Source organism: Epilithonimonas sp. 33E (assembly GCF_059372615.1).
Genome location: NZ_CM182009.1, coordinates 998,839 through 1,023,697, shown reverse-complemented (window position 1 = coordinate 1,023,697; position 24,859 = coordinate 998,839). Strand labels below are relative to the sequence as shown.

The window sequence follows — 24,859 nt, the reverse complement described above, 5'->3', positions numbered from 1 at the left end:
TTGAACACACAAGAATACATATCATCCGGAATCATAGAATCTTATATTCTAGGTCTTGCTTCTCCCGAAGAAGCAGGTATTTTGGAGTGTGTAATGAAGAACAATGCTGATGTAAGAGCAGCTTTTGAAGAGGCACAAAAAACTTTGGAAGATATGGCCACTGCTCAGGCTGTGACACCTCCAAGTGATCTGAAGTCTAAGATCTGGAACAAAATTCAGCAGGAACAGCTTGTTGACAATGTACAACCTATGGCTTCTGTTGATATTCCAGCAGCAAAACCTCAGGAAGAAATAAGAATACAGGGAAACAGCAACTGGAAATTGCTTTCTGCTGCGGCATCTATTCTTCTATTGCTTAGCCTCGCAGGAAATGCGTTCTGGATGAACGATCAATCCAAAACAAAACAGGAGATTGCAAAACTCGAGACCGAAAAAGAAAGTCAGAGTCTTGCTATCCAAAAACTGAGTCAGAAAATGGAGATGTTCTCCAACCCCGATATGCTGATGGTCTCCCTGAAAGGTGTAGAAAAACATCCGGATTCCAAAGCGATTGTTTTCTGGGATAAAAAAACAAAGAATGTTTACCTGAATGCTGAACATCTTCCGAAAGCTCCTGAAGGAATGGAATATCAGCTCTGGGCAATCTCAGACGGGAAACCTGTAAGTGCAGGGATGTACTCTGAAGATAAAGACAGCAAAATCGTCTTATCTAACATTCCAAATGCACAGGCATTCGCCATCACATTGGAAAAGCGAGGCGGAAGTCCCGTTCCTACGATGGAAAATATGTTCGTGATCGGAAATATTTAAGATCCTGTATTTGTGATTATATCTTTATTCAGAATACAATTTGAGTAACTGTCTGTAATCTGTCAATATAGACGATTTTGATATGAATCCAATGAAACGGTTATCATGATCTACAACAGGCAGATACCAATAACCGGTTTCGTCAAAAGTCTGTAAAATTTCAGGTGCTTTATGATCTTGAAATATTACCGCAGGCGGCGCCTTCATCATTTTACTAAGTGAAAGCTTATCAATGTCATCGCTAAAAAGATAAGGACGGACATCATCCATATCAAGAATACCTTTCAGTTTGTTCGCGTGATCGACGACAGCAAAAGAATTTTTGTTCCCATTTTTTATCATATCAAATAACTCTGTGACAGAAGCATTCTCATTAATGACCTGAGACTGGAAATCGATATAATCTTTGGTATTCAGAGAAAATAAAAGATTATTGTCATGCTTGCTTGTAAAGATTTTCCCCTGATCAGCCAGTGATTTCAGTTCCGGAGAAATCGGCGAGAAACTTTTTGCTATCAGGTATGAAATTACTGACACAATCATCAACGGAATAAAGAGATCATAACCAAAACTGGATTCAGCGATCAGGAAAATTGCCGTAAGCGGCGCATATAGAATTCCGCTCATTGCACCAGCCATTCCCACTAAAACCAAATTGGTAACCGGCACTTCTTTAAAACCAATCTGCTGACAAACTACTGCAAACAAAAAACCAGCAGTTCCTCCAGCAAACAAAGATGGTGCGAAGTTTCCTCCATTTCCTCCACTGAAAATCGTAAAAGGAGTGGCAAAGGCTTTCAGAACCAGTACCAGGATCAGGAAAATAATCACCGTCCAGCTTTTGACTTCAAAATATCTGAACAGGCTGTTCTCAATAATCAAAAGAGTATCACCACTGGTAAAAGCCTTGATAGTGTCATAACCTTCTCCAAATAATGGCGGAAATAATACACAAAGCAGAGATAAAACAGCACCACCAAACATTGCTCTTCTCAACGGTGACATCTTCAGTTGATGAATAAAATGTTCAACCTTCTGAGACATCAATACAAAATACCTTGCATACAGACCTGTGACAACTCCCAAAATAAGATAATAAGGAACGTTTTTGTAATTGAAAGCTTCTCTTGTATAAAACCTGAACAGAACGTCTTCCTGCAGTAATATCCTGGATAACAAACTACCGCAAACCGCAGCCACAACCAGAGGAATAAAGTCGGTAAACACAACGCCCGTCAGCAGAATCTCAAAGGCAAACATAATCCCGGCAATCGGTGCATTAAACGCTGATGCAATCCCAGCACTAGCGCCTGCCGCCAACAACAAAGTTCTTTCTTTATAACTCAATCTATAAGTCTGGGCATAATTGGAACCAATAGCGGCTCCGGTCACAGCAATCGGACTTTCCAGACCGGCAGAACCTCCTAATCCGACAGTAATCGCACTCTGCACAATCTGGGAATACATCTTAACCGACGAAACGATACTTGAGTTCTGGGCAATCTCATACAAAATCACACCAATGCCTTTTTTATCCTGCCCCTTAAATAAAGTCTGCACGGTAATTGTCGTTAACACAATCCCTAAAAACGGAAAAACGATGTAGAATAAAATCTGATACTCGAAGTGAACTTTGTGCGTGATAAAATAATGAATATTGTGAACCAAAGTTTTCAGGATCACACCAGCCAAACCGGCAGTAAGTCCTACCAAAATACCCGAAAGAAGAAGAAACTGATTTCTGCTTAACCTGCTATTTAGCCAATGAAGAATCAGTTCATAGCTGCGTGCTTTCTCCAGTCCAAACTGTTGGAAATCTTTTTTGAATTTTAAAAAGCTAAGATATTTTTTCTTATTTTGGAACTTCACGCTGTGAATTTGAATACAAATATACCAAATCAAAAGAGAGTATGAACATACACTTTTATTGATCTGGAAATCATTTTTCATAATAATAAAGATTTTCGGATATTTGGAAAAGTAACTATTCAGTATAATTATGAGTAAAGAGAATGATTATTTGGAAATCAACCGTCAATCCTGGAACAATAGAACAGATACTCACCTCACATCCGACTTCTACGACCTTGACGGATTTCTGAAAGGCAATACTTCGTTGAACAGCATAGAACTCGACCTGTTGGGTGATATCAAAGGAAAATCAGTCCTGCATCTCCAATGCCATTTTGGCCAGGACACAATATCACTGGCTCGTCTTGGAGCAGATGCAACAGGTATTGATCTATCTGATAAAGCCATCGAAAGTGCCAAACAGATCGCTAAAGATTCTGGTACCGATGCTAAATTCATTTGTTCCGATGTTTACGACCTTCCCAATCATCTGCATCAGCAATTCGATATTGTTTATACAAGTTACGGAACGATTGGCTGGCTTCCGGATCTGGACCGATGGGCAAAAGTGATTGCGAGATTTCTAAAACCGGGAGGAAAATTTGTTTTTGTGGAATTTCACCCCGTGGTCTGGATGTTTGATAACGATTTTGAAAAGGTCTTTTACCGCTATTTTAATTCCGGAGCAATCATAGAAACAGAAAGCGGAACTTATGCTGATAAAACAGCTGATATCACCCAGGAATATGTAACATGGAATCATGGTCTAAGTGAAGTTATCAATAGTTTAATACAAAACGGTCTAGAAATAAATTCTCTGGATGAATACGATTATTCGCCTTACAATTGCTTCAATAAAACCATAGAATTCGAACCTAAAAAGTTCAGGATCGAACATTTGGGAGATAAAATCCCAATGGTGTATTCCGTGGTTGCCACGAAGAATCAGGTATCTAATTGACAAGGTATTCCTTTATAAAACAAAAACCGCCAGGTCTGGCGGTTTTAATTATCTCAATTTATTCGTCCTGTAATTCTTTGGCCTGGTATTCCTGGACAATTTCTATAGCATTATTGATGACATCACTTAACGCAGTTATAAAGGTTCCTTCTTCCGCTAAGCTCATCGCATGTTTCAAAGCATCGATTTCTTTCGGGATAATCTCGTAGCTTACATTTTTATCAATACTTTGGATACCTTCTATAATCAATCCGTTGATTTCGTCTTCGGTTCTTCCGCGCAGATGTTTCTCATTTCTGATAATGATGTGGTCAAACATCCTTGCTGCAATTTTACCGCATTCTCTGATATCTTTATCACGTCTGTCTCCCACTCCGGAAATAATTCCGATTTTTTTGTTGGATTCGATATTCTTAAGATAATCTTCAATCGCTTCATAACCCGCGGGATTGTGTGCAAAGTCAATCATTACCTTGAAGTTTTTGAATTTGAAGACATTCAGTCTTCCAGGTGTTAACTGAGCACTTGGAATGAATGTCGTCAGAGCTAAAGCAATATTCGGGATTTCGAAACCGTAAACGTAAGCGGCTAATGACGCAGCTAAAACATTTGCAATCATAAACTTTGCTTTTCCTTCCATTGTGATCGGGATATTCTTAACTCTCTCGATTCGGATTTTCCATTCGCCTTTTTTAATAGTTACGAAACCTTCTTCGTAAACGCAGGTAATTTTACCTTCTTTTGCAAATTTTTTGATATGGGGATTATTTTCATCCAGACTGAACAATGCTACTTTTGCTCGTAGATCATCCGCCAATCGCATAGAATATTCGTCATCTGCATTCAGAACACACCAGCCATCTTTTTTAACACTATCCAGAACAACCCGCTTCACTCTTGTTAAATCTTTCAGATTATGTATATCACTTATGCCTAAATGGTCTTCTTTAATATTGGTCAAAACCCCAATATCGCAAGTTCCAAATCCCAATCCAGAGCGAAGAATTCCACCTCTGGCTGTTTCCAGAACCGCAAATTCTACAGTTGGATCTTTGAGAATAAATTCTGCAGACATTGGTCCTGTCGTATCGCCTTTTTCAAGTAATGTATTTTGAATATAAATCCCATCGGAAGTAGTAAATCCAACTCTTTTTCCATTGTTTTTTACGATGTGAGCCAACAATCTCGTGGTCGTAGTTTTTCCGTTGGTTCCTGTAAGCGCAATAATCGGAATTCTGAATTCTTTTCCCGGAGGATAAAGCATATCAACAACCGGAGCCGCAACGTTTCTAGGCAAACCTTCACTTGGAGCCAAATGCATCCTGAATCCAGGTGCAGCATTCACTTCCAAAATGGCGCCACCACTTTCTTTCAAAGGTTGCGTTAGATTTTCTGCCATAATATCGATACCGCAAACATCTAATCCGATGATTCTGGAAACACGTTCAGCCATCTGGATATTTTCCGGGTGAATCATATCTGTGACATCGATCGACGTTCCTCCGGTGGAAAGATTTGCTGTAGATTTCAGATAGACGATTTCGCCTTTTTGTGGAACAGTTTCTAATGTATAATTGAGTTTTTCAAGAAGTTCATTCGTGTCTTTATCAACATCAATTTCTGTGAGTACATTTTCATGTCCATAACCTCTTCTTGGGTCAAGATTTTCTTTATCGATGAGTTGCTGAAGATTCAGTTCACCATCGCCTACAACGTGTGCAGGAACTCTTCTCGCTGCTGCGACCATTTTATGATTAATGACCAAAACACGGAAATCAAAACCTGTAATATATTTTTCTACAATAACTTTTCTGGAATATTTCTGAGCGTGCTCCAAACCGATAACAGCCGTTTCATAATCTTTAACATTGATGGAAGCACCTTTTCCGTGGTTACCATCCAAAGGTTTCAGAACTAACGGATAACCTATTTTTCTGATAACCGCCTGCAAACCCTCCTCATCTGTCACCAGACCTCCGGAAGGAACAGGAATTGCCGCATCTTCCAGCATTTTTTTTGTCAGTTCTTTGTTACAGGCGATATCAACGGCTATACTGCTCGTATTTCCTGTAATCGTAGCCTGAAAACGTTGCTGATTAATTCCATAACCCAATTGAACTAAAGAATTTTTACCCAATCTAATCCAAGGAATTCTTCTGGACGCCGCTTCCTCGACAATACTTCCTGTAGATGGGCCTAATCGTTCTCTTTCTCGGATTTCTTTTAGAGTCTGAATACAAGAATTGATATCATAATCGGTTCCTGCGATGAGACTTTCTGCAATTTTCACTGCTTCTTCCGCAGCGAAAACGCCGGCTCTTTCTTCGATGTAATTGAAAACAACATTGTAAGTTCCCGGTGTTTTGGTTTCTCTTGTTCTTCCGAAACCGACATCCATACCTGCCAATGTCTGGATTTCCAACGCTATATGCTCGATCACGTGTCCCATCCAGGTTCCCATTTCTACACGTTTGAAAAATCCGCCTTCGGTTCCTTCAGAACATCTGTGAGAATACAATGATGGTAACAATTGCTCTATCCTTTCCCGGAAACCTTCAATTTTGTTGGTCGGCTGATGCTCTGTTTCCTCCAAATCCAAACGCATCTGAATGAGTTTTTTTCTTGTAATGCTCCAAATATTGGGACCTCTTAAAACTTGTATTTTTTCTATTTTCATATTTCTATTTCACTGATTTTAACTTATGATTTTACACTGAATTGCACGCAGCCCGACCTGAGTGGAGCTCATTTTTATTTTTTGATAAAAAATAAAAATAGCGGGAACGGAGGGCGGATAAAGCTGCCCAAATCTAATGCCGAACTAAAATGTCAAATCAAATACGCTTGCTAATTTGTAAATCGTTATTCTCTATTTTATCAAAGATAATGTAAAATCAAGAAAAATTGAAAATAATTATTCTGTTATAAAAGAAATTTGTTATTGATTCATCAGAATAATTAACAATTCATTAATCAACAAACATTGTTTTCCGGAAATAAGTCCTTAATTATTAAAAGTTTAAATCTGTTTTGTGGATTTTTAAGCGATTAATATGAGGTTTATTCTGTAATGATTTATTATTTTTGTTAATATGAAATCAAAAGGAAAACTAGTCATCATTGGAGGCGCTGTAAACAAAGGTAGTTTTACGGAGACCAGTTTTGACCAAAATGTTGAAAAAAATCTTAACTTTTTTGAACGCGGAATCCTCAGAAAGATTATTGATGAATCGAAGCTGAAAGAAGATTCTGTCATTGAAGTGATTACGACCGCATCTCAGATTCCTGACATTGTTGGTCCTGAATATAAAAAAGCGTTTGAATATCTTGGTGCAAAAAACTGCAATATTCTTGATATCCAAAATCGTGAACAAGCCAACAGCGACGCGATTGTTGCGAGAGCCAATGCTGCGGATGTTGTGATGTTCACTGGTGGCGACCAGCTTCGTTTAACATCAATTCTAGGTGGAACGAGATTTCACGATGCCATTTTAACCAAATATCAAACCGAAGATTTTATCTATGCAGGAACTTCTGCCGGAGCTGCTGCTGCATCGGAAAATATGATCTATCTAGGTTCCAGCTCCGAGGCACTTTTGAAAGGTGAAATCAAAACGACTCAAGGTCTTGGTTTTATAGAAAATGTGATTATTGATACACATTTTGTACAGCGAGGAAGAATCGGAAGATTATTTCAGGCGGTTGTGAACAATCCGAGAACTTTGGGAATTGGTCTTGGTGAAGACACAGGTTTGTTTATTGAAGAAGAAACGATGACGGCGATTGGTTCCGGTCTTGTGATTTTGGTGGACGGCCTTCAGATTAAAGATACGAACCTGACGAATGTAGAATTGGGGCAACCGATTTCTATCAAAAATCTGATTGTGGATGTGCTTTCTATGAATGATACATTCGATTTAAAAAGCCGGGAGATGACAATTGTCAATTCGCAATATAATCCGATTCCGCAGGTAAGCTCAGAATAATATAGATTTCTCACAGATTAAGCAGATTCAACAGATTAACATTTAAAATAATTCAGCAATCTGCTTAATCTGTGAGATTTTTTTTGAAAAACTAATAAAATTAAAAATGAAAATAATTATCCACGGCGGATTTTTCTCAGAAAGCAGTCAAAGTAATGAAGTGAAATTGGCCAAACAAAATTCACTAAAAGATATTGCGAAAAAATCCTATGAATTCTTAAAAGACAATTCTGCTTTCGACACAGTGGCTTATGCTGTTTCGCTGTTGGAAGATGATGAACTGTACAATGCCGGAATTGGTTCACAAATCCAAAGTGATGGTATTATCCGGATGAGCGCAGCGATAATGAACGGTGAAACTCAGAAAATGAGTGGTGTGATTAATATTCAGGATGTGAAAAATCCGATTCTTGTTGCCAAAGAATTGATGAAAGAAGACGACCGCGTTTTGGGCGGCAACGGAGCCAAACAATATGCTAATCAACACGGTTTTGAAAACTTCTCAACGGAAATTCCTCAGCGAAGAAAAGAATACGAAGAGAAACTAAAAAACGGAGGAAAAGGAACTGTTGGTGCTGTTGCGATTGACAAACACGGGAAACTTGCTGTCGCAACTTCAACTGGTGGAAAAGGTTTTGAAATCCCGGGAAGAATCTCTGATTCGGCGACTGTTGCAGGAAATTTTGCCAATCAGTTTTGTGCAGTAAGCTGTACTGGTGTTGGCGAAGATATCGTGAGCAATGCGACTGCTGCAAAAATCGTAACCCGAGTAACTGACGGTTTAACTATAGAAAATGCTTTCGACAGAACCTTTGAAGAACTGAAAGAAATTGATGGTTTTGCTGGTGCAATCGGGATTGATTCTGAAGGTAATATCTTTCATCAGGATTCTTATCCGACGATGGTTTTTGCAAGTTTTGATGGGGTGGATTTTGAGGTTTTTAGTTAAAATATAAGAATGACAGATTTAGAAATAATTAATCTTATTCAAACTGAAATCGAGAATAAAAGCTGGGGGTTTACAGAGCAAATCTTAGAAATTCATTCTCCTGTTTATATTGATGATATTATCAAAATTGAAAATATTATCATTAATAACAATGAAATCATTGTTTATTTACCAATTGTTGGGGAAAGGTTCTATCTCAAATTTTACATTGATTCAATAAAAAAAGAAATTTCTGGAATTTCTACTGAAGCTTATATTTCTATTTATTTTAGAGCAACCTCTGAAAATTTATCGGAAGACGAATTAAAGCAAATTACAAAACTTCAAATAACTGATGGCTGGAATATGGGAGACAAGAGAAAATTTGGAAAAGGTAATTATACTTTTAGCAGTATCATCATCGAGCCAAATAAAAAAACTGATAGTTTTGATGGAAAACTCAATCAACTAATTTCAGAATTAGAAAATGATATCGCTGGTATTAAGAAATTAACTGATATTGCAAACGGCTACATTCAAGTCAATATGAAGTTCCACAATGGAAATGGAATGATTGGAGGGCCAAATTTATCTAAAGAAGTTATCAGAAAATTAAATAATCTGAACTTGTCAATTGATTTTGATTTATATGTCTCAGGGAATCAATTCATTTCTTAAATTAAAAAAACCGCTATCTCTCGATAGCAGTTTTTTTTTTATAATTTATAATTAACAATTCATAATTATTAATCCAGCCAACCCATTTCCTTCATCCATTCATCGTTGTAGATTTTCCCTACGTAACGGGAACCATGGTCGTGAAGCAGAACCACAATCACGTCGTCTTTTGTAAACTGGTCTTTCATCTGAACAAGTGAAGCCATTGCACTTCCAGCAGAGTAACCACAAAAGATTCCTTCTTCTTTTGCCAGTTTTCTCGCATAGACTGCTCCGTCTTTGTCGGTGACTTTTTCAAAATGGTCGATAACACTCATATCATAATTCTCAGGAAGAATATCTTCGCCAATACCTTCCGTGATGTAAGTGTAAGCGTGATTCAAATGAATTTCTCCTGTTTCGTGAATTTCTTTCAAAATTGAACCATAAGTATCAACGCCAATAACTTTAATATTTGGATTTTTCTCCTTGAAGAATTTTCCACAGCCTGTAATTGTTCCGCCTGTTCCGGCGCCTACTACGAAATGCGTCAGTTTTCCTTCCGTCTGTTCCCAGATTTCTGGCGCTGTACTTTCGTAATGTGCTTGTCTGTTGGACAAATTATCGTATTGATTCACATACCAACCGTTCTCTGTTTCAGTTGCCAGTCTTTTGGAAACCGAATAATAAGAACGCGGATCTGTCGGTTTCACATCCGTCGGGCAAACAATCACTTCTGCACCAACTGCACGAAGGATGTCGCATTTTTCCTTGGATTGTTTGGAATTGGTCACGAAAATACATTTGTAACCTTTTTGAATTGCCACCAAAGCCAGTCCCATTCCCGTGTTTCCGGAAGTTCCTTCGATGATTGTTCCGCCAGGTTTCAGACGTCCGTCTTTTTCAGCATCTTCAATCATCTTAAGCGCCATTCTGTCTTTCACAGAATTTCCGGGATTGGTCGTTTCTACTTTTGCCAAAACCAAAGCCGGGAAATCCTCTCCCAAGACTTTATTGATTTTAACCAAAGGTGTGTTACCAATCGTTTCAACTATATTATTGTAATATTTCATATTCTATTATTTTAATTAAGGCTATTATCCTCTCGCTCTTTCTAAAAGAACCATCATCAGAAAACTCAAAACAACAAGAGATTCGTCTTCGTCATCAATATCAATTAATCTTTCTAATTGGAATCTCCTCCCAACCAAAGAAGGCATTTTTTTAAGTCTGAAGTATTCTTTACCCGCATTATCTTTCACGGTGTAAGAAGGATTCAGAAAATAACCTGTGAACAATCCTATAATAGGAATCTCGCCAATGAAACTGTCAAAAACCTTTACCCAGCCATTGTCTTCATTGATCTGATATTTGGGCTGGTCATTTTCATCGATGATATCATACCGGGATTTCCAGAGAGAACGAACCCCTTTTCTTGCTAGTCTTCCGAACTTTTTACCGTTAACCAAATCCGTCATCACATAAGATGCGTTGAAATCAATCCATTGGTTCGCTTTAATATTGAATAATTCCTGAGTTTTGCTCTCATCATTGAAAACAATTACATCTTCCTTTAGCTTAAACATTTTCTGACGAACATAAGCCACATAATTCCCGTTTCTGTCCGTAATGTTAAAGTCGCTGGCCAATGTGGTGATCTTGAATTTAAAATCAAGTGGATAATTAAGGTTTTTTAGTATCATTTAAGTATTTTTTTCAAGTATTTAAATCTATAAAAATTAATTAACTGTATTTAATAGCCTTTAATGGTGAGATTCTACTTATCAAATAACTTGGTAAAATCATTGCGATGCCTGAAACGATAAAAATCCCTACCGAAATCGAAATGATATATAACGGGTTAAGATCTACCGGAACTGTACTGATGAAGTAATTTTCCGGGTCAAGCTTTATAATTCCTGTATATTTTTGGATCAGTAACAATCCGATTCCTATCACATTTCCTGCCAGCAATCCCGGAATCATTATAATTAATGTATAATTAATAAAAATATATCTGATCTGTGCATTAGAAGCTCCGAATGTCTTCAAAAGCCCTATGGAATTGGTTCTTTCGATAATCAAAATCAGTAAAACCATAATAATGTTGATGACTACAACAATCAGCATAATGGCAATAATCAAAGAGATATTCTGATTGAAAATATTGACCCAATCCAAAATCTGTGGGTATTTTTCCGTTACTTTTTCTGCATAATTTTTATATCCAATATATTTTTCGATTTGAGGAAAAGTAGAATCGATTTCACTCGTATCATCCAGGAAAATATCAAGTCCGCCAACTTCTTTATCATTCATATTCATTACTTTGCGGACGTGATTGATATCGCCGATCATATAAAGATCATCAACCAGTTTGATATCTGTTTTGTAAATCCCTTTAATCACAAATTTTCTGTAAATCGGTTTTTGGTCTTCTTTTGAAAATATTGCCACAATACTGTCATTCGCTTTGAGTGAAAGATCACTGGCGATTTTGTCTGACAAAATAACCTCGTTATTATAACCGTCTTCTTTATAATCCGGAATCGAGCCCGAAATCATAAACGGCTGAAATCTTTCTTTATCAAAATCTTTCCCTACACCTTTCAAAATGATGCCTGCAAAATTATTTTCAGTTCTAAGGATTCCACTCACTGAAGCATAAGATTGTAAACCGGCAACGCCAGGAATTGATCTCAGAGCTTTTGTGTCCAATCCTTTTGTATCCAAAACAGAAGAATTATAAGAAGAATTGGAACGTGTGGATTTTACAGAAATATCTCCGCTGAAATTAGAAATCCTGTCTTCGATGGCTTTTTTAGAACCGAGACCTGTGGAGATTGTAATCAGCGAAACAATGATGCCCAAAGCAACAGAAAGCCTGCCGATATAGACAATCACCTTGGAGAGATTATTTTTGTTATCTTTGGAAAACGCTATCTTTTTCGAGAAATATAACGGAAAATTCAAATCAATGATTTTAAGCTTCAAAAATAAAACTTTAGTTTTTATCCTGCTAATTTATTTTAGTTCAATACCATTTATTAAGTCTCAGAACAATGCAGATTGTTTCTTAAATGGGGCTGAACGTTCAGAACTTTATTTGCCTTTGCTTAAAAATAGAAACGTCATTGTCGCCGCTAACCAAACCAGTCTTCTGAAGAATAAAAAACATTTGGTTGATTTCTTGGTCGAAAACAATATAAAAATCAAATCTATTTTTGCGCCTGAACACGGTTTCCGAGGCGTTGCAGATGCCGGCGAACACGTTAAAAACGGAACCGATAGTAAAACCGGCTTACCGATTGTTTCATTGTATGGCGACAACAAGAAACCAAAATCCGAATATCTGAAAGGTGCTGATGTTATTTTGTTCGACATCCAAGATGTTGGAGTACGATTTTACACTTATATCTCGACACTATCTTATATTATGGAAGCGGCAGCGGAAAATAATGTTGAAGTGATTGTTCTTGATAGACCAAATCCACACGATGGTTACATAGATGGACCAATGATGCGCGACCAATGGAAAAGTTTTATTGGCTTACATAATGTTCCTGTTGTTTATGGATTAACAATTGGTGAATATGGAAAAATGGTCAATGGCGAAAAGTGGCTGAAAAATGGAGTGACAGCAAAATACACGTTGATCCCAATGCTTAATTACCACAAACAACAGCGTTACGGCGTTTCTGACAAACCTTCTCCAAATCTTCCTAATGATAAATCCATCAATCTCTATCCGAGTCTCTGTTTTTTTGAAGGAACGCAGGTTTCTGTAGGAAGAGGAACAGATTTACCATTCCAAATCTACGGTTCGCCGTGGACAAAAGATTTCCAATATCAATTCACACCGAAACCAACAGAAGGTGCAAAAGATCCTTTTCTGAATGGCAAATTATGTTATGGCGAAAATCTGAGTCAATACTCTCAAGACTTAAGACAAATAAATCTTGAATGGCTTTTGAAATCCTACATAAGTTATAAAAATCCTCAGCAGGATTTCTTTTTGAAAAATCTTTTCTTTGATAAGTTAGCCGGAAGTGATGAACTAAGAAAACAGATCATTGCAGGAAAATCTGAAAAAGAAATCAAAGATAGCTGGAAAAAAGACCTCGCCAATTTTGAAAAAATAAGGCAGAAATATATTGTCTATCCTAATTAAAAAACCTCGCTGTTGCGAGGTTTTTTATTTTATATAATTCTGGATTTGGATTAAAATTTATAACCTAAACCAAGATTAAAATAATTAGCTTTTAATGCATATCCTGAAGGCGCATCTTTAAGATGATTATTTACCTGGAAAGAATATCTTGCTTCAGCAAATAAGCTAGACGTAAAATCAAAACCTGCTCCGACTGCCAGTCCAAAATTTGTTTTATTATAAAAATTTTCATAACCCGCCGGTGTATCTTCCAAATCAAATAAAAACTGGGGACCAAATTGAAAATTCAATTTTGGAATAGCGTAATATTTTAACATTACAGGAATTTGCAACCCGCTTCCATCACTAATATTAGCATAGTTAACTGCAGGCTGAATCGCAAAACTTCCAAACTTAATTTCTACCAGAGCTCCAACATAAAATCCTGTAGAAGAATCTGTCTCACTATAACCAGGGACTTTTGCTTTTGCAAACCCTGTCAGCATACCTGCGTTAAGCCCAAACTTAGCCGACTGAGCGTTCATAGCTCCAAAAAGTGACAAAGCACCAACTAAAAATAGTTTTTTCATAGTTTATTAATTTAAGGCTGCAATTTTAAGAAAAATTCAGCAAATAGCAAAACTATGTTAGTTTTCCTCAGCTAACCATTCTCCATAAGAATTTTCTGTCTCATGAAGCTTAAGATAGGCCAATTGAACATGGTCGGGAAGTTTTGATTTTATTTTTGAGGCAATATCATAAAGCATATTTTCGCATGTTGGCTGGTAATTACAGAAAATCACTTTGTGTCCTTCGTTTTGCAGATTTTCACCAAGAGATTTGTGTGGAGAAACGCCATTTACCAAAACTGCATGATCCCAAACATCTACAATTTCTTCTTTTACAATTTTTTTGATATCACCAAAATCGACAACCATTCCATTTTTATGGTCATCCAGATTATCGATAGGATTACCTTTTACCGTAACAAATAATTTGTAAGAATGACCATGCATATTCTTGCATTTTCCGTCATAATTGTAAAGAACGTGAGCTGTTTCGAAATTGAAAATTTTTGTAATCCGTATCATTTTGCAAAGATAATTAAAAAACGTCTGATTATTTTTGGTCAAAGATTTGTGTATCCAATTTACAATAACTTATTTTGTAAATAAGACACATAAAAAATGAAAAAATTATTTCTCTTATTCAGTTTGATTTCTTCGGTTTATTTTTATTCTCAGAATTTTTCAGCGGTCAATGACATCCTGGAAAAGATCGAAAATAAACATAAAAAGATGAAGGATGCTTCAGGATATATCATTAGCAATAAAAAATTTGTTTTGGTAGAAGATTTTGAAGACCATTCGGAGCGTCATATTCTACAGTTTAATGCTGACAACAGCCTTACACTCATCGAGCTGATTGATGACAAAGCGACTGGACAAAGTTATTCCAACATATTTTCAGGGGATTTTATCCGCAAAAAAAATGCTATCTCGGTAAGAGCCAATTATCTGGAAGGGAAACAGATTGCTATACCAATTATTTACAGCCTTTATCTGATGAATGCTAATGACATTTGGTATCTGAAAGACATCAACACCAGCAAACGCTGGATAGAAAATAACAACCTGATCAAAAAGAAAAATTAATTCTTTTTCAAAAAATTGATACAAGTTTCAACAGCCTCATGTAATTCTTTTGGAAGAGAATGACTTTCCCATGGTTCTTTTGCGCCGAAAGTATGATTGGCATTGTCGATGATTTTCAGTTGAGAACCCTTCGTCCAATGATGAAGGTTTTCAGAATGATTTAACTGAACAGATTCATCAACAGAACCGTGAATGAACAGACTTGGAATTGTCAAATTTTTACAAGCATTTTCAACATCAAATCTCTCTTTATTATTTTCATAATCTTCAAAAAACTGAAAATAATGTGGCATTTTCTGTTTCGTTCTCGCATTTTCTACGAAGTAAACACCTTCGCTTTTCCATTTTTCAAAAGATTCATCTTTAGGAAATCTGTCAAGTGTAGAAACACTCGCTAATGTAATTAATTTTGAAATCGAACTATTTCCAGAAGCTTTGATGATAGAAATTCCGCCACCTCGGCTGTGGCCTAACAAAATAATTTCATCAGCATCAACTTCCTTCTGATTTTTGAAATGATTGATAACCATTTCCAAATCTTCCAATTCCTTAGAATAATTATTTTCTCCAAATGCTTCCAAGTCTGCAAATTCATCAGGACTCTCAATCGTAGTTCCGTTATGCGAAAAATTGAATTTAACAAAATAAAATCCAGCTTTCGCCATCTTCTCTCCCATCAGTTCCCAAGCGCCCCAATCTTTGTAACCTTTGTAGCCGTGAACAAAAATGATTAGAGGAAGCTTTTCACCAGAATCAGGAAAAATTGCATCAGCCAAAAATTCTCTGGAACTTTTGAGAATGATGTTTTTGTGTTGGGTTAAATTCATTTTCAATCTTATTTAAAATAAAAAAAGAAGTTACTAAAACTTCTTTTAATTCATTATATCGTCATCGAGAAAATCCTGGTTTCTGGTTTGTTTCTCATCATTCTGAGGTCGAAAACCATTGCCACATTTCGTGTAAAAGCTCTTCCTTTCTCTGTGATTTTAATTTGATTATCAAAGATTTCTACCAAACCGTCCGTTTCCATTTCTTTCAATTTTTCAATTGCATCTTCGATTTCAGGAAATGAAGTTTGCAAATCCCAGCTCGTTTCTAATTGACACATCAGATTCAGAATATGTTTTCTAATTGTCAAATCTTCACCATCCAAAATATGTCCCCGGAAAACAGGAATTTTACCTTCTTCCACGATTTTTTGATATTCTTCCACCGTTTTTGCATTCTGCGCAAAAGCATACCAGGAATCGGAAATTGCTGACATTCCCAAACCTACCATCAACTGGGTTTTGCTGGATGTATAACCCATAAAATTACGATGCAGTTTTTTCTGAATCAACGATTGATAAAGGTCATCGTGCTCCAGAGCAAAATGATCCATTCCAATCTCAATATAACCGAGTTCTTCTAAGAGTTTTTTCCCGTCTTCGTACAATCTTCTTTTCTCATCGCCACTTGGCAGATCACTTTCGTCAAAACCTCTTTGTCCGACTCCTTTTACCCAAGGAACGTGTGCGTAAGAATAGAACGCCAATCGGTCTGGTTTCAACTCCAAAGTTTTTCTAATCGTATATTCGGTGGCTTCCCAAGTCTGATGCGGCAATCCGAAAACCAAATCGTGGCTGATTCCTTTATAGCCAATTTCTCTTGCCCATCCGGTTACATTTTTCACATTTTCAAAAGGCTGAATCCTGTTGATGGCTTTCTGAACTTTTGGGTCATAATCCTGAACACCAAAACTCACTCTATTAAACCCTAAATCAAATAAAGTCTGAAGATGTTCCCGAGTCGTATTATTCGGATGACCTTCAAAACTAAATTCCTGTTCTTCTGCAATTTCAACTGTATCAAAAATCCCTTGTAAAAGTATTTTCAGGTTTTCCGGAGAGAAAAAAGTCGGCGTTCCACCACCCAAATGAAGTTCTTTCAGCTTCGGTTTTTCACTGAATAATTCAAGATATAATCTCCATTCTTTCAAGACACTTTCCAAATATGGAACTTCTACAGAATGCTGCTTTGTAATCCTTTTGTGACAAGCACAAAATGTACAAAGTGCTTCGCAAAAAGGCAGGTGAATGTAAATGGAAATCCCTTCTTGGGCATTGCTTTCAGAAAAGGATTTAATTACGGATTTTTTCCAAAGTTCTGGCGTAAAATCCGCCTCGTTCCAATAAGGAACAGTAGGATAAGATGTGTAACGCGGACCTGGAATATTGTATTTGTCAACTAAAGAATTCATCGCTGCAAAGTTACGAAAACTATGTTTGGAATGATTTTGAATTAGAGATGATTTTTGATTGTTAAATTCTATTATTGATAATTGAATTTCTATGGTTGACAAAATCCCTAGCCCCGATAGGAACGGCATCCTTTTTCTTTTTTTGCCAAAAAAGAAAAAGATATAGTGGATAGCGGGATTAAGCTCCTAAAACTATTTCTTAATAATTTTTATAGACTGTCTTCCCAAATTGGATTGCACCGCCAAAAGATATTCACCTGTAGGATATTTGAAGTCCAGAGAATATTTTTTGAGACCTTTTTTACTAACATCATCTTTTAGAATATTGCCCAAAAATTTTCCTGTCAAATCGTATAATCCAACAATAATATGATCCGAATGAATGTAATGAATGTTCAAATTTAGCTTATCGTTTATCGGATTTGGAGCGATTTCTATTTTCAGGTTTTCAACTTTTTCATTGCCTGACTCATTGGTTGACAAACCTGTTGTGGTCATTTTATAGATTTGATTTCCCGATGCAAAAGCTGTAGTTCCGTTCACGAAAAAAATACGGTTAAGAGAACCTCCAAGATTTTTATTTATCCAAGTATTACCACCATCAAAAGTTTCCATAAAACCTGAATTGTGGCCGCCCATCCAACCGTGCGTAGTTGACACAAAACCAACTGCCTGAACATATGGGTCAGGGAAATTTTTTGTTTGCCAGGTCAATCCGCCGTCAAAAGTTTTCAGTAATTTGCCTTGAGTTTCGGATTCAATCGAACCGAAAATAATTTTATTATCTGGAAAAATTTGCAGTTTCCAAACGTAATCGCCATATTCTCCGGCACTGTATATTTTGGTCCAGGAGTCACCACCGTCAGTCGTTTTGAGAATCACAGCACCCTGTTCGTCACTTCCTGAAACAAAACCGACATTTTCATCAATGAACTGAACTTCGACCAAGGCAGATGCATAAGCTGACATATCGATAAACTTCCAAGTATTACCGGAATCTGTTGACTTAATAACATAAGCTGGAGAAAACCACGCTCCACAACCATAGACCGTGGATGATCCAACTGTATCTAGTCCACAGATTGCGGCTGGGTAAGGAGAAATATTATTGACCTTTGTCCACGTTGTTCCTCCATTAGTCGTCTTATAAAAGTTATTATTCAGAGTTCCCAGAAAACCGATATTTTCATTCAGAAATTCTATATTCCTGAAGTATTGCCCCGTTTGTGAACTAACAATTTGTTCTGTCCAGGTCGTTCCACCGTTTGTGGTTTTGAAAACAGTTCCATTGCCTCCTCTTGCAGCCCAGCCTAAGTTTTCATTAAGAAAGAAAACATCGTCATAACGACCAGTAGTTGAAGGGGGAAAGTTTAATGTGCTCCAATTGTACGTTTGTGAAGAGACTAAACCGGCAACAAAAAGGAAAGAGATAAAGATTTTTTTCACGGTTTTAATTTTTTGCTAAAAATAAAAAAATCGGGAGAATTTTCCCGATTTTGATTTATATAAATTTGAATTAATTATCTTAATTCAGCCTTGAATTCTTTTTCAAAAGATTTGATAAGAGAGTTCATTACTTCTGTGATGTCTTTGTCTTCCAAGGTTTTTTCTTCGTTCAGAAGTTCAAAACTTAAAGCATAGGATTTTTTGCCTTCCGGAAGGTTTTTCCCTTCGTAAACATCAAACAGATTAACATTTTTCAGGAACGGTGACTTGTTAGATTTTGCGAGCTCATATAATTCTGCATAAGTAATTGTTTTATCCACTAGCAAAGCCAAATCTCTTCTGATTTTGTTGAATTTAGGAATATCGATGAATTTCAGATTTTCTTTTGTTCTCAATATCTGGCAGTTTTCCAGTTCGATTTCTGCATAGAAAACTTCCTGACTGATATCGAAATCCTTCAACATTTGCGGAGAAACTTTTCCTAACCTTGCCAACGTTTTATCGCCGGATTTTATTTCCAAAGCATCAGAAAAACGCTGGTCTTCTAACGCAGATTCGTGAAGTTCAAGATTTAGTTTTTCCAAAAGAACTTTGACGTAAGCTTTCAAATAGTAGAAATCTGTCGCACTTTTTGGTTGAAGCCAGTTTTCCGCTACTTCCCTTCCCGATGTCAGAATTGCTAATTGCTTTCTTTCTTCGTATTTTTCTTTTTTATGATAAATTTTTCCTAATTCGAAAAACTTAATGTCAGATGATTTTCTATTGATATTGTAAATTGCATTTTCCAAAAGTCCCTCCAGCAAAGACTTTCTCATAAATGCTAAATCATTACTCAAAGGATTCAATAACTTCACAGCGTCTGTTTCATCTTTTACAGAACGAAGTGAATTGTTCATTACCTCGTGAAAACCATTGGATTGTAATGTTCTTGCCCAGGAATTTTCCAAAGCATCCTGATCATCGAAACTCAATTTCACCGGTGTGAAAGAGATCTTCTTAGGTGCATCGATTTTGTTGTAACCGTATATTCTCAATACTTCTTCGATAACATCGATTTCTCTGGTTACATCCGCTCTGTAAACCGGAACCGATAATTCCAAACCATTCTGGATCTCGTTAAGAATCTGAATATCCAATGATTTCAGAATTTCTTTTACTTTTTCTCTGTGGATCTTAGCGCCAAGAATCTGATCTAATTTCGAATATCTGAAAACCACATAATAATCTTTGATTTTCTCAGGGTAATGTTCCAGAATCTCGCCAACTAATTTTCCGCCAGCTAATTCCTGAATCAAATTGATAGCATGAGTCAAAGCAGTTCTCGCATTATTTGGGTCAACACCTCTCTCGAAACGGAAAGACGCATCCGTATTAAGTCCGTGAAGTTTGGATGCTTTTCTAATCGCCACCGGATTGAAATAAGCGCTTTCCAGGAAAATCGTTTTGGTTTCGGATGAAACGCCACTTTCACTTCCACCAAAAACTCCGGCAATACACATCGGCTTGTCTTTGCCGTCTTTGATAATAATTTCTGAGCCACTCAAAGTTCTCTCAACACCATCGAGAGTTTTAAATTTGGTTCCAGCCTTTACCGTTCCCACTTTTACAGTTTTACCAGTAATTTTATCTGCATCAAAAGCGTGAAGCGGCTGTCCAAGCCCATGAAGGATATAATTGGTAATATCTACAACATTATTAATTGGTGAAAGCCCAATAGCTTTTAACCTGTTTTTCAACCAATTTGGCGAATCTTTGATCTCAACATTTTCAATCACAGCGCCTAAATATCTCGGAGTCAGTTCAGAATTTTCAACTTCTAATTTGAAATCGTGAGAACCTTCTATATTCAAAGCAACAGAAGTCACTTTTTCAAACTGAGATTTCAAATCATTTGAAATAAGGAATGCCTGTAGATCTCTTGCAACACCATAATGTGACATGGCATCGGTTCTGTTTGGCGTTAAACCAATTTCATAAACCTCATCATTCGTTAATTCAAAATAATCGGCCAATGGTTTTCCAACTTCGAATTTATTTTCGTCCAAAACCATAATTCCGGCGTGGTCATCGCTCAAGCCTAATTCGTCTTCGGCACATATCATCCCTTCGGAAACTTCGCCGCGGATTTTAGCTTTTTTAATTTCGAAGGAGTTTCCGTCTTTTGCATAGATTTTTGTTCCGACTACGGCAACTGGTACGGTTTGTCCTGCTGCAACGTTAGGTGCTCCACAAACAATTTCCAAAACTTTTCCGTTTCCAATATCAACAGTTGTTTTGCTTAATTTATCGGCATTCGGATGTTTTTCGCAAGTCAAAACTTTGCCTACAACAATTCCTTCCAGACTTCCTTTTATGCTTTCGAATTGATCAACACCTTCTACTTCCAAACCAATATCGGTAAGGTATGCACTGATTTTGTCAGAATTAAGGTCTGTTTTGATATAATCTTTAAGCCAATTATTAGAAATTTTCATTCTTTTTTATATTTGAATTTTTTTGAACACAAAGTGCACAAAGATTTTTATTTAAAACCTATTTAAGTTCACAAAGGCGTTAACTCGAATAAGATTACTTTACACGTTGAATTACAGCAGCCCGACTTGAGTGGAAATCCTTTTTTTTGTGGCCGGAAAAGCTTTGGTAAAAAAGATTGGGAACGGAAGGCGGAAAAGCTGCCCAAAAATTTATGATTTTTAAACTAAAATTTGAGACCTGAATTTCAAATCTCAAATTTTAAATATGATTAATTTTAAAATTACAAACCTATCACAGGCATTGACAGCATCAGGATACTCTCGTTTTCTTCTAATCCGTCAACCGGTTCTACAATCCCCGGTCTGTTGGGTTGAGACATTTTCATCGTGATATCGTCAGAACCTAAAACAGATAACATCTCTGTCAGGAATTTTGAACTGAAGCCGATATTGATATCATCGCCGTTATAATCGCAAGGAATCTGCATATCGGCTTTATTTGCGTATTCTGTATCTTCGGCATGAAGGTGAAGAACGTTGCCGGACAACTTGAACCTTACCTGATTTGTAGACTTGTTGGACATGATCGATGCTCTTCTGATAGAACTCAAAAGCAAGCTTCTGTTGATGGTCAGAACATTTGGATTTTCTTTCGGAATTACCGCATTGTAGTTTGGATATTTCCCGTCAATCAAACGACAGATCCAGATATTATTTCCGAATGTGAATTTAGCCATATTATCACTAAATTCGATCACAACATCTTCGTTTGAATTATTCAGGATATTTTTAAAAATCGACAGCGGTTTCTTTGGCATTATGAATTCCAAAGTCTCCGGATGTACGATATCTGTTCTTTTGTAAACCACCAATCTGTGAGAATCTGTAGACACAAAATTGGTCTCATCTTCTTTGAACTGAAACAAAACACCAGTCATCACAGGACGAAGAGAATCATTGCTTGTGGCAAACAAAGTGTTAGCCAAAGCTTCTGCCAAAACACCACCTCCGATGGTTACTTTCTGAGACGCATCAAACTCCGGCAATTCCGGGTAGTCATCAGCATTGTCCAATGCCACAGCAAAGTTGTCTTTCTCATCCAAAATTTCCAAAACGCTACCGTTTCCGTCCTCGGAATCTTTAACCACTAAAGTTAAAGGCTGCTCGCCGTAAGTTTTCAGAAAATCCTGAAAAATCTTACCCGGAACTGCTAATTTTCCTTTGTCATCAGACTTGACTTCGAGAGAAGTAATCAGTGTCGTTTCTCCGTCAGAAGCCGTCACTGTCAATAAGTTCTGGTCTAGCTCGAAAAGAAAATTCTCCAAAATGGGTCTGGATTGTGAACCGGAAATTACGCCACTCACCGTCTGTAAAGCTTTCTGCAAATCGCCACTGGCAACAATAAATCTCATAAACTGTATTTATTTCAATTCCACAAAGATAATGATTTCGGACAAATTTTAAAAGCCGTATTTATTTAGTTATTAACAATTTTCGGATTTATCTATCTTTGTTGATATTATAGAGTATGAAAAAACCGCCATTTCACAAAAGTGTCCATTTTACGATCAAAGGTTTGATGTGGATTTTGAAAACCGAACGCAATTTTCAGATTCATATTTTCGGTTTGCTGATTAATCTTTTTCTGATCGTTTTTCTTAGCCTTTCGAAAATGGAAACAGCTTTAATAATTTTTTGTTGTTTTTTTGTTTTAGTAACAGAAGCTTTGAATACTTGTGTTGAAAAAATCTGCGATTATATCCATCCTGAATTTGATTCTCGAATAGGAATAATTAAAGATTTGGCTGGAGGCGCTGTCATGTTAGCGACTATTTCTTCGGTTTGTGTTGGAGCTTTGATTTATTGGCCTTATTTGAGATTATTATTTTAGTAAATATTAGCTTAACACAAAGGCGCGAGGTTTTTTTTAGATCGAAATGTTTTAAGGCACAAGGAAAATCAAAGATTTTTTATTTAATGAAATTAAACTTTGTACCTAATAACACTACAATAAATATAGATTCTTTGTGCCTTTGTGTTTTCAATTCACACTTAAATTCTCAATTTTAATATTTAGGCAATTTTTAATCTATATTTTTTTCATAAAATCTTTACATTTGTTTTCAAGAATAATTTTGAAATGAGTAAAAAAAATGTGGCCGTTGTAATGGGCGGCTATTCTGATGAATACAAAGTTTCTCTTAAAAGCGGACAACTGATTTTTGATTCGCTAGACCGTGAAGCCTATAACGTTTATAAAGTTGTAATTCTAACAGACGAATGGTATTTCTCAGACGAAAACGACAATAAAAAACCAATCAATAAAGCTGATTTCTCTGCAGATTTTGGCAACGGAGAAAGCTTGAAATTTGATGTTTGCTTCAATATCATCCACGGAACACCTGGTGAAAACGGAATCCTCCAAGCGTATTGGGATGCAGTCGGGCAAAAATATACGGGTTGTGATTTCTATCAAAGCGCATTAACCTTCAATAAAAAAGATACTTTAGCTGTTTTGTCTAAATATGGAATTCCTTCCGCGAAAAGTATTTATTTGAGAAAGGGAGAGGAAATTTCTAATGACGAAATTGTAGAAAAACTAGGACTTCCGGTTTTTGTCAAACCAAATCAAAGTGGTTCTTCTTTGGGAATTTCTAAAGTGAAAGAAAAATCCGAATTAGTAAAAGCACTTGAAGTTGCTTATAAAGAAGATGACGAAATCCTTATCGAAAGCGCTTTGAATGGAATGGAAGTTTCCGTTGGCGTTTTGGATTATAAAGGCGAAGTGATTGTTTTGGGAATCACGGAAATTGTTCCTGACAAAGAATTCTTTGATTATGAAGCTAAATATGAGGGTGCTTCTCAGGAAATCACACCGGCAAGAATTGATGAAGAGACCAGAAAGAAAGTGGAAGAAATCTCTATCAAAGCTTACAAATCACTCGGTATGAGCGGATTTTCGCGTTCGGAATTCATTATCGTTGACGGAATTCCGCATCTTTTAGAAATGAATACTAATCCCGGTTTTTCACCGGCCAGCATCCTTCCACAACAGGCAAAAATATACGGTATCTCTATCAAAGACCTTTGCGGAAACGAAGTAGAAAAAGCACTTAACAAATAATCATCAATGATAAATTTTAGATTTTAAATGATGCAGAGAATCTAAAATTCATAATCTAAAATTTAAAATTTCTATGAAAATTGCTGTTTTTCCCGGGTCTTTTGATCCAATCACACTTGGTCATTATGATATTGTTGAACGTGCAGTTCCGTTGTTTGATAAAATCATCATTGCTATCGGAAAAAATTCTCAGAAAAAATATATGTTCTCCCTTGAACAACGTAAAGAGTTCATCAAGAAAACTTTTGAAAAATTCCCGAATGTTGAAGTTGATGATTTTGAAGGTTTGACAATTGATTACTGTAAAAGTAAAAATGTCAATTTCATCTTGAGAGGACTTAGAAACCCTGCTGATTTCGAATTTGAAAAATCCATTGCACAGACCAACAGAGCCCTGACCAGAGACAATACAGTTGAAACGATATTTCTTCTAACCTCATCCGGGAAATCTTACATCAGCAGCAGCATTGTAAGAGAAATCATTTCTTATGGCGGCAACTACGAAATTATGGTTCCGGAAGCTGTTAGAGTGGAGAAATTTTAATTTATTTTATTAAAAAAAGGCGCTTTATTAAGCG

The 24,859-nt window shown here is 36.5% G+C and carries 22 protein-coding genes; 10 read left to right on the top strand and 12 right to left on the bottom strand.

Annotated elements, in window-relative coordinates; genetic code table 11:
* Entirely contained in the window at positions 1-810 is an 810-nt protein-coding gene (locus AC5P2S_RS04750) for an anti-sigma factor (protein ID WP_494556410.1), read from the top strand.
* A gap of 24 nt (positions 811-834) precedes the next feature.
* Here the strand turns inward: AC5P2S_RS04750 and AC5P2S_RS04745 are convergent, their stop codons facing one another.
* A complete protein-coding gene (locus tag AC5P2S_RS04745) occupies positions 835-2,760 on the bottom strand; it encodes a chloride channel protein (protein WP_494556409.1) in 1,926 nt (641 codons plus the stop codon).
* Positions 2,761-2,809: 49 nt separating this feature from the next.
* Between AC5P2S_RS04745 and AC5P2S_RS04740 the strand changes: the two genes are divergently transcribed.
* Entirely contained in the window at positions 2,810-3,622 is an 813-nt protein-coding gene (locus AC5P2S_RS04740; protein ID WP_494556408.1) for a class I SAM-dependent methyltransferase, read from the top strand.
* Between the two features lie 58 nt (positions 3,623-3,680).
* Here the strand turns inward: AC5P2S_RS04740 and cphA are convergent, their stop codons facing one another.
* The gene (gene cphA / locus AC5P2S_RS04735; RefSeq protein ID WP_494556407.1) at positions 3,681-6,299 is read right to left on the bottom strand and encodes a cyanophycin synthetase; all 2,619 of its coding nucleotides are present in this window, start codon (positions 6,297-6,299) and stop codon (positions 3,681-3,683) included.
* A gap of 415 nt (positions 6,300-6,714) precedes the next feature.
* On the opposite strand from cphA, the gene AC5P2S_RS04730 reads away from it, so the two are divergent.
* The 3 genes from AC5P2S_RS04730 to AC5P2S_RS04720 all read left to right on the top strand — a co-directional run bounded on the left by AC5P2S_RS04730 (position 6,715) and on the right by AC5P2S_RS04720 (position 9,214).
* Complete coding sequence (locus AC5P2S_RS04730) at positions 6,715-7,608, top strand: cyanophycinase (RefSeq protein ID WP_494556406.1); 894 nt, start codon at positions 6,715-6,717, stop codon at positions 7,606-7,608.
* A gap of 106 nt (positions 7,609-7,714) precedes the next feature.
* Positions 7,715-8,557, top strand: a complete 843-nt coding sequence (locus AC5P2S_RS04725) for an isoaspartyl peptidase/L-asparaginase (RefSeq protein WP_494556405.1) — start codon at positions 7,715-7,717, stop codon at positions 8,555-8,557.
* A 9-nt stretch (positions 8,558-8,566) separates the two neighbouring features.
* Positions 8,567-9,214 carry a DUF4279 domain-containing protein gene (locus tag AC5P2S_RS04720; protein ID WP_494556404.1) on the top strand — a complete coding sequence of 216 codons (648 nt, stop codon included), beginning with the start codon at positions 8,567-8,569 and terminating at the stop codon, positions 9,212-9,214.
* A 68-nt stretch (positions 9,215-9,282) separates the two neighbouring features.
* Here the strand turns inward: AC5P2S_RS04720 and AC5P2S_RS04715 are convergent, their stop codons facing one another.
* Genes AC5P2S_RS04715 through AC5P2S_RS04705 form a run of 3 tightly spaced genes read right to left on the bottom strand, consistent with a single transcriptional unit; the run spans position 9,283 to position 12,166 of the window.
* On the bottom strand, positions 9,283-10,266 hold the full coding sequence (locus tag AC5P2S_RS04715) for a PLP-dependent cysteine synthase family protein (RefSeq protein WP_494556403.1): 984 nt from the start codon (positions 10,264-10,266) through the stop codon (positions 9,283-9,285).
* Positions 10,267-10,290: 24 nt separating this feature from the next.
* A complete protein-coding gene (locus tag AC5P2S_RS04710) occupies positions 10,291-10,896 on the bottom strand; it encodes an LURP-one-related family protein (RefSeq protein WP_120212845.1) in 606 nt (201 codons plus the stop codon).
* A gap of 40 nt (positions 10,897-10,936) precedes the next feature.
* Positions 10,937-12,166 (bottom strand): ABC transporter permease, encoded by a 1,230-nt coding sequence (locus AC5P2S_RS04705; protein WP_494557005.1) that lies wholly within the window; start codon positions 12,164-12,166, stop codon positions 10,937-10,939.
* Positions 12,167-12,170: 4 nt separating this feature from the next.
* On the opposite strand from AC5P2S_RS04705, the gene AC5P2S_RS04700 reads away from it, so the two are divergent.
* Positions 12,171-13,364, top strand: coding sequence for an exo-beta-N-acetylmuramidase NamZ family protein (locus AC5P2S_RS04700; protein WP_494556402.1), 1,194 nt, complete (start codon positions 12,171-12,173; stop codon positions 13,362-13,364).
* Positions 13,365-13,414: 50 nt separating this feature from the next.
* On the opposite strand, the gene AC5P2S_RS04695 is transcribed toward AC5P2S_RS04700, so the two are convergent.
* Together AC5P2S_RS04695 and queD are read right to left on the bottom strand one after the other, a co-directional pair.
* Positions 13,415-13,933: an outer membrane beta-barrel protein gene (locus AC5P2S_RS04695; RefSeq protein WP_283417238.1), complete on the bottom strand. Its 519-nt coding sequence runs from the start codon at positions 13,931-13,933 to the stop codon at positions 13,415-13,417.
* A 57-nt stretch (positions 13,934-13,990) separates the two neighbouring features.
* Entirely contained in the window at positions 13,991-14,434 is a 444-nt protein-coding gene (queD, locus tag AC5P2S_RS04690; RefSeq protein WP_494556401.1) for a 6-carboxytetrahydropterin synthase QueD, read from the bottom strand.
* A gap of 96 nt (positions 14,435-14,530) precedes the next feature.
* On the opposite strand from queD, the gene AC5P2S_RS04685 reads away from it, so the two are divergent.
* A complete protein-coding gene (locus AC5P2S_RS04685; RefSeq protein WP_494556400.1) occupies positions 14,531-14,998 on the top strand; it encodes a hypothetical protein in 468 nt (155 codons plus the stop codon).
* Here AC5P2S_RS04685 and AC5P2S_RS04680 read toward each other — a convergent pair.
* The 5 genes from AC5P2S_RS04680 to dnaN all read right to left on the bottom strand — a co-directional run bounded on the left by AC5P2S_RS04680 (position 14,995) and on the right by dnaN (position 22,569).
* Complete coding sequence (locus AC5P2S_RS04680) at positions 14,995-15,825, bottom strand: alpha/beta hydrolase family protein (protein WP_494556399.1); 831 nt, start codon at positions 15,823-15,825, stop codon at positions 14,995-14,997. The two genes, AC5P2S_RS04685 and AC5P2S_RS04680, sit on opposite strands and share 4 nt — an antisense overlap.
* A gap of 53 nt (positions 15,826-15,878) precedes the next feature.
* The gene (hemN, locus tag AC5P2S_RS04675) at positions 15,879-17,237 is read right to left on the bottom strand and encodes an oxygen-independent coproporphyrinogen III oxidase (RefSeq protein ID WP_494557004.1); all 1,359 of its coding nucleotides are present in this window, start codon (positions 17,235-17,237) and stop codon (positions 15,879-15,881) included.
* Between the two features lie 192 nt (positions 17,238-17,429).
* Positions 17,430-18,683: a YCF48-related protein gene (locus AC5P2S_RS04670; RefSeq protein WP_494556398.1), complete on the bottom strand. Its 1,254-nt coding sequence runs from the start codon at positions 18,681-18,683 to the stop codon at positions 17,430-17,432.
* A gap of 74 nt (positions 18,684-18,757) precedes the next feature.
* Positions 18,758-21,157 carry a phenylalanine--tRNA ligase subunit beta gene (pheT, locus tag AC5P2S_RS04665; RefSeq protein ID WP_494556397.1) on the bottom strand — a complete coding sequence of 800 codons (2,400 nt, stop codon included), beginning with the start codon at positions 21,155-21,157 and terminating at the stop codon, positions 18,758-18,760.
* Positions 21,158-21,438: 281 nt separating this feature from the next.
* On the bottom strand, positions 21,439-22,569 hold the full coding sequence (dnaN, locus tag AC5P2S_RS04660) for a DNA polymerase III subunit beta (protein WP_494556396.1): 1,131 nt from the start codon (positions 22,567-22,569) through the stop codon (positions 21,439-21,441).
* A gap of 116 nt (positions 22,570-22,685) precedes the next feature.
* On the opposite strand from dnaN, the gene AC5P2S_RS04655 reads away from it, so the two are divergent.
* From AC5P2S_RS04655 to coaD, 3 genes are all read left to right on the top strand, one after another.
* Positions 22,686-23,048 (top strand): diacylglycerol kinase, encoded by a 363-nt coding sequence (locus AC5P2S_RS04655; RefSeq protein WP_494556395.1) that lies wholly within the window; start codon positions 22,686-22,688, stop codon positions 23,046-23,048.
* A 249-nt stretch (positions 23,049-23,297) separates the two neighbouring features.
* Entirely contained in the window at positions 23,298-24,281 is a 984-nt protein-coding gene (locus tag AC5P2S_RS04650) for a D-alanine--D-alanine ligase (RefSeq protein WP_494556394.1), read from the top strand.
* A 73-nt stretch (positions 24,282-24,354) separates the two neighbouring features.
* A complete protein-coding gene (gene coaD / locus AC5P2S_RS04645; RefSeq protein WP_283417247.1) occupies positions 24,355-24,825 on the top strand; it encodes a pantetheine-phosphate adenylyltransferase in 471 nt (156 codons plus the stop codon).
* Positions 24,826-24,859 lie beyond the last annotated feature (34 nt).